Here is a 6000-nt window from a genome sequence, read left to right as displayed (position 1 = left end):
CGTTCAAAATCGGCGAAGACTTCCAGGTCTTCATCTCCATGCAAAACGATCTTGTATTTTCCTTCCAGGCGTGTGCTGCTGCAACACGCACTGATTAATTTTCCCAAAGCAAACTTAGTTTTACGAAGTTCCAGGCTGCCTTCCAGCAATTGGTCTGAAATCAGTAATTCTTCGATCAGGTTAGCTACTTTTCCGATACTCTTGTTGGCTTGCGTAATCAAAGCGGAAACTTTAGTGGTATGCTGTGCGTCATCTACTTTATTCAAAAGCTGTAAGGAAGCTTTCAAACTGGTCACCGGCGTCTTTAACTCGTGACTTGCCGCACTGATAAAATTGTTCTTTTGCTGTTGCAGGTTTTTAAACTGTTCGGCTTCAGACTTTAATTTGATCTCGTTTAATTTGCGGTCGGAAATATCATTCTGAATGCCAATATAGTGGGTGGTTGCGCCCGACTCATTTTTTATTGGTGAAATATAGATCTCGTTCCAGAATTCTGAACCGTCTTTCCTGTAGTTTAGTAATTCAACTACACAATGACTATTATTTAGTAAAGCCTCCTGAATTTCAAACCTGCCGTCCTGTAATCGTTGATCGCCCTGTAAGAACCGGCAGTTTTTGCCCAGTACATCGCCCCGGTCGTAAGTATCCTGCTTTTTTTTTATGCAGTTGGTCCGTCTTCCACAGTTCGTTGGCTATGCCAGCATCATCGCCATTGCTGTTAGATGACTGGAAACTAAGCCGTTCCACCGCATGGCGATGGTTCGCTTTTGAAAGTTTATGCTGGCATGTCGAGATTAGGCTATCTCGATGGTTTGATGGTTTGGTTTACCTATTACTGATGGACAGAAATTACTAATCACTAACGAAGAACTGCGGCCTTTACAGTTAAGCTATCGAGCCAATCTTGGTTCAATCATTTAAAATTACTCCAAAGCGCTGGATTGGTCCGAATATGACTAAGCAGTTCAATCGTCTGCTCCACTTCGTCTCTTGTGAGTTCCAATGTGCCGTCGGCGGTATAAGTGAAAAGTTTATCCGGCATTTCGAATGTAATATAACCATAGTAACTGGGATCGTTGATGATTTCTAGGTGTAAAGTACTCTCTTTGCTGCGCGCAACAAATGGATTGCCCGAGCCGGTATCTTTAAATACGCTGTAGGTATGTGTAATGATCGTATGACCGTCAAGGTGAACTGCTGTATCAGGAATAATCATCAGCGATAACTCATTGTGGAGTTTAAAGAATAGTGGTACCATAAACAGCTTTATTTAAATATAGCTGCCCAAAGCCGATGCCCCTATTCCCAACAAAACAGGAAAGTTAGTAGGTTTATAACCTGCTGTCGGAATAAATGTTTGCTTAACCTCTAAAAAAAATCTGTGAAACCTTTAAGTCCCGTTGACTGCTTTAGCAATAATATGAATTTTGCCTTTAAATCCTTGTTCGTTTTACCTTGGCAAACGAAGCCTATTCTTCTCCATTATCTAAGGGATTTCTATTGAAGTCAATTGTTCTGCCCAACAGTTTAAATGAATCAGCTACTATCTCAGTAGCGTATTTATGTACGCCTGACTGATCATCATATGCTCTCGTACGGCACTTACCCTCGATATACACAAACGCACCCTTTTTTATCACATCACAATGTTATGCCAGTCCGTTTGTTCCACCCTTACGCCATTCCTGTTCATGAATTCGCTGGTCGCTAAAGGGCACAGAACATTGGTAACGTTATTGTCCAACTTTCTCAAGTCCGGATCTTTGCCTAGGTGGCCGATTAAAAATACTTTGTTGATGCCTGACATGTTATTTTGATTAGGGGAAATTCAAATTCAGCTTGTTCAGTCTACCGGTGTTAACACAATGCTTTCTTTCGTTTTAAAGGTTATGCGGCACACCGTAAATAGATCTGAGTGTAAGCAAGCCGCTGCGCCAGCGGGACTTTACTGTACCCAACGGAACGTCTAGCAACTCTGAAACTTCTACATGCTTGTAGCCTTTGTAATAGATAAGTTCAAAGATCACTTTGTGGTCATCCTTTAGCAAATCCAATAGTAGCCTGACGCCTATAGCGTCCCTATTGAGTACAGTAAAACGTCCTGAATCTATTGAGTCAAGATGTAAATCGATTGGCAAAGTGGCCGCGTAATGCCGATGTTTAGAGGAACGCAAAACAACAATCGAAAGATTGCGTGCAATGGTCACCATCCATGTAAACAGGCGGCCTTTATTCGCATCATACTTTTCAATTTCATTCCAGATTCTAAGAAACGCATCCTGCAATACGTCCTCAGCCAATTCTTGTTTGATTACGATCTTTATAATAATCCCGTAGAGTGATTTTGAGTACATAACATACAATGCTTCTGCACCAAGGCGGTCCCGATAAATAATAGCTGCAATAAGTTCCTGCTCGGATAACTTTCGGATAAGTTTAATCGTGTAATTAGGGGGCTATACGGGTATTATGCTAAAGTGGTGCCATGTTTACATCTCCCCATTCCGCGGAGGGACTAGCCAATAAAACAGCTCCACCCACAATGGACTGTACTCTATTTAGCGCTATAATTGTCCCGAACAAGCCGATGAAAGGTAAATTCTTGATTATAAGTTGCGCATTTAATTACAATATTATAAAAAGGCATTTCCAAAAAAACACGCGATAAATAAGGAAATGGTGTATAATCGCTTGCACATAAACTGGAAGTTTATATGCAATAATCTGCTTTATTTAAAGGCGCTGATATCCTAAAATTGATCGCAAACAACTACTATCTGTCAATGACATCAAGAAGATATAATCAGCAAAGAATTTTTTTGGACTGTTTCTAACAGGAATATTATTCAATTTTGATAACGGTGAGTTTCAGCTTCAGCATGATTAGCCACCGTTAAAAAGTCCCAAGCAAATAAATGTAGATGCTCAAACAACTTATTCTGTAATATTACAGTTACATATATAATGACCACCGTTCAACTAATCATCGAGACCAACGCTTTACAGTGTCAATTAAAAGTCCTGGCAGCATTTTTTGATGGTTTTATGATAAAGTCAGTTACATCTTCCATTTCAATGGATACTACGGAAACTTTTATAGCAGTTCTGGTCAAAAACTCACTCTAAACCCAAACAATATATGACAATAAGAATACCAAAGACCGCTTATGAAAAAGTTCTCAAAGCGGCAGTAGATACTATACCCCGCAATGCCATTAAAATAACATTTGTTAGCTACAGTTACATTCTAGAAGCTGAAGAAGTTATCATGCAGAGTTTGTATTCAGCAGTAAATGAAAAGTTAAAACATCTGGAACAGGTTAAACTAACTTTCGACCAGAAATTGGATTTAAGCCCGGCGTAACCATTTCTCAGGCCCGTAGTATAATATGCTGGTGAATAAAAGCTTTTTGTTTTTTAATTTTAGACGTTATGCTCTTTTTTATAAACGATATCAAATTGGTACAGGTTGGCTGAATTTCCGGTTACATCTTCAACCAAATCCATATACTCCATTATTTTCATCATTTTATCCTGCGGCTCGTTTATAATGAACCTGATGGAATTTTCGTGAAGTGTTGCCCGGTTACCATCGGTAAGAGCGTCATTGATTTTGTCAATAACTGTTTGTAGGGGGAGATTTATCATAATGATAAGGCCTGATACAAAAACAGAACCAAAGTAAATCTTTGTTCAAAAACTAATTGATAACACAGAAAGTAAAATGTTGATAGCTAAACGTTTATAATGATTTGTTTAAGATATATCATTTACACCTTTTAGGACTGGCTTAAATCCGGGGGGCTTTTAATAAACAAAAAAAGTTTGAAAGATAAATTTACTACAGTTTCCCGGAAACAGAAACGGTTCAATATAAGGCGTTCTAGGCTTCGCAAAAACAACCTAACCTGAAAGTATGGCTGCACTCTACCAAAAATATTTCTGAATAACGTTACTTACGGGATATCTTTAAAAGCGCAAATAAGTATCAGGCAAATAAACGCGAATACTTAAACGTATTCAAAACCCCCGCATTTTCAATTAACAATTTAGTTCCCGGCATCATGTCCGGGGCTTTTTAGTGCTACAACGTTTTGGAAAACCAAAGCTTCGATTGTTGCCGGAGCTTTATACGCTGATGATTTTAGGTCGGATTAATTATTGACATCCTGTAAGCTTTTAAAATTTTTTTTAACAAACCATCAAAAGATTTTACCACTAGCGCGCCCAGTTATTTTTCATACTGAACAATAAATTAATTGTAATCGATAATTGAACGATCAAAGACTCGAAATAAAAATGAAAAATTTACCCAAAACGAATCAATGGGTAACTTGGCGCTTGCTGAAATAAAACGCCTATCACAGATCCGAAAAAAACAATGGGTACTTATAGATGTTATTAATAGACTGATACACAACGAAGTGTTTTTTTAAGATCAATAACTACGGGGGGCTATTGCAAAACAGATAGCCTTTTTCTGATGGATTCTGAAAAAATCTATTTGCGGATTATAGCAACCTTAGCAGTAATATTGATTATTGTGATAGCAGTTTTCCTGATTTTTACTTCTTTTTTCGGTTAGCAAGTTCATTCAATTTATTAATTAATAAAACAATACCCGGAGAATTCTATTGTGTAGAAGTTGACTCATAAATAGGGGTATTTAAAGTCGATTAACTAATGAGGCTAATCAGAAATGATTAGCCTTTTTTTGATGTATTTATCTGCCCGGTTTTTTTCGGCAATTATCGATTATGATATGCAAACCAACACTTAGAATGCTGAAATCTAATTTAGCTTAGGACTTTGCGTAGACATAATTATTTTGCTACCTAATAAATTTCAAATTCTTCAACCAATGTGCTAACATATTCTTTCCATATGCTTATTGGTTGTTTTTTTTATAATACAAATACAAACATCAGGGCATGTAAAATATAAGCTCAATCTGCTGGATGATTATTTTTGGCGCCGCAGAGCATTATTTACGCCGAGGCTAATATAGTTATGCGGTAGATATTAAGTGCCGACTACCTACGAACGCCACATAAGCAAGCAATCGACAATTAACCAAATGTGTGAGAGCAGCGAAGGTACATTAATAATCGGCAACTATTTATAAATTAAAAGCCGATAGCCAGAAACATAAAGTTCGTCAGGCTATCAGCCAATAAACAACATATACACTTATGAAGAAGTATCGATAGAAAAACTGATTGACTCCTAAACCCTTTTTTAAAGCAGCCATTCAGCTAACCTACAACAGTTAACTCCAGTGCTAAAGCCAAACGTTATGATTGTGGGTATAACGCTTATCTCAAAACCCCACGGCAAATTGTTCGAAGATTTTTGTTTTGGCTGCCTTTGGATCGGAAGAGGTGCTAGAAGTGCTTAAATAAATTTCATGTGAAAATTTGAATTTCGACGATTCAGCCCTTCGATTGATGCCTGATCTCATTCACATAATTAGTATCGTTTGTTAGGCTAGATGGCAAAACTTGTAACAGTTCAGAAATTTCCAGAAATTTCTGAACTGTTAACTTTGTAATTCCCAATTCTAACTTACTGTAGGAATTTTGAGATATGTGAAGCTTTAGAGCCATATATTCTTGTGAGTAGCCTAACTCACCCCGGCGCTTTCGGATATTAACTAAAACTGTTGAAATAATTTTTTTATAATCAGCCACTTGATCGTCTCTTTAATATAACTAAAATAAAAAGTCTAATTTCTAAAATCAATAGAACAATGTTGAAGGTCGGCATCTTTTTAGACTTATTTATCTATAAATCTGGCTTGATAGTTGCATATACAAATGTCAAAGTAAATCCCTATGTCAGTTTTAAATTCCCCCAAAGAGTTGTACCTCTCTTGCCCCAATTGTTCATTTGCAGCACTTGAACAAATACCAAAAACCGGATTAGTCAAGCTATTATTGTTTTGGTCTCCACTGCAAATGTATGTCTGCCCACACTCTGCAAAGTATTATCTAAGAAAGT

General features: G+C 37.4%; 7 protein-coding genes and 2 pseudogenes. 2 read left to right on the top strand and 7 right to left on the bottom strand.

The window, feature by feature from the left end:
* On the bottom strand, positions 1-287 hold a 287-nt coding region (locus FO440_RS20715), incomplete at its 3' end, for a hypothetical protein (protein WP_144250201.1).
* Between the two features lie 114 nt (positions 288-401).
* Positions 402-662: pseudogene (locus FO440_RS25145) on the bottom strand (PAS domain-containing protein); the annotation flags it as partial.
* 32 nt (positions 663-694) lie between these two features.
* Here FO440_RS25145 and FO440_RS24555 point away from each other — a divergent pair.
* On the top strand, positions 695-856 hold the full coding sequence (locus FO440_RS24555; RefSeq protein ID WP_186292734.1) for a hypothetical protein: 162 nt from the start codon (positions 695-697) through the stop codon (positions 854-856).
* 57 nt (positions 857-913) lie between these two features.
* On the opposite strand, the gene FO440_RS20705 is transcribed toward FO440_RS24555, so the two are convergent.
* From FO440_RS20705 to FO440_RS20695, 3 genes and pseudogenes are all read right to left on the bottom strand, one after another.
* Positions 914-1258: a hypothetical protein gene (locus FO440_RS20705; protein WP_144250200.1), complete on the bottom strand. Its 345-nt coding sequence runs from the start codon at positions 1256-1258 to the stop codon at positions 914-916.
* A 211-nt stretch (positions 1259-1469) separates the two neighbouring features.
* Positions 1470-1807: pseudogene (ssb, locus tag FO440_RS20700) on the bottom strand (single-stranded DNA-binding protein).
* A 73-nt stretch (positions 1808-1880) separates the two neighbouring features.
* Positions 1881-2363 carry an RNA polymerase sigma factor gene (locus FO440_RS20695; protein WP_262711501.1) on the bottom strand — a complete coding sequence of 161 codons (483 nt, stop codon included), beginning with the start codon at positions 2361-2363 and terminating at the stop codon, positions 1881-1883.
* 776 nt (positions 2364-3139) lie between these two features.
* On the opposite strand from FO440_RS20695, the gene FO440_RS20690 reads away from it, so the two are divergent.
* Positions 3140-3364, top strand: coding sequence for a hypothetical protein (locus FO440_RS20690; protein ID WP_144250198.1), 225 nt, complete (start codon positions 3140-3142; stop codon positions 3362-3364).
* 59 nt (positions 3365-3423) lie between these two features.
* Here FO440_RS20690 and FO440_RS20685 read toward each other — a convergent pair whose 3' ends face one another.
* The gene (locus FO440_RS20685) at positions 3424-3648 is read right to left on the bottom strand and encodes a hypothetical protein (protein ID WP_144250197.1); all 225 of its coding nucleotides are present in this window, start codon (positions 3646-3648) and stop codon (positions 3424-3426) included.
* Between the two features lie 1784 nt (positions 3649-5432).
* Complete coding sequence (locus FO440_RS25060) at positions 5433-5690, bottom strand: helix-turn-helix domain-containing protein (protein ID WP_144250196.1); 258 nt, start codon at positions 5688-5690, stop codon at positions 5433-5435.
* Between the last annotated feature and the right edge of the window lie 310 nt (positions 5691-6000).

The organism is Mucilaginibacter corticis, from assembly GCF_007558865.1.
Classification (GTDB): domain Bacteria; phylum Bacteroidota; class Bacteroidia; order Sphingobacteriales; family Sphingobacteriaceae; genus Mucilaginibacter; species Mucilaginibacter corticis.
The sequence above is the reverse complement of the archived record's forward strand: the minus strand, read 5'-3'. Positions and strand labels throughout refer to the sequence as shown.

Bases quoted from the DNA above. Each gene is read 5' to 3' on its own strand.
- FO440_RS20690 (WP_144250198.1), top strand. From the start codon at position 3,140: ATGACAATAAGAATACCAAAGACCGCTTATGAAAAAGTTCTCAAAGCG.
- FO440_RS20685 (WP_144250197.1), bottom strand. From the start codon at position 3,648: ATGATAAATCTCCCCCTACAAACAGTTATTGACAAAATCAATGACGCT.
- FO440_RS24555 (WP_186292734.1), top strand. From the start codon at position 695: ATGCCAGCATCATCGCCATTGCTGTTAGATGACTGGAAACTAAGCCGT.
- FO440_RS20705 (WP_144250200.1), bottom strand. From the start codon at position 1,258: ATGGTACCACTATTCTTTAAACTCCACAATGAGTTATCGCTGATGATT.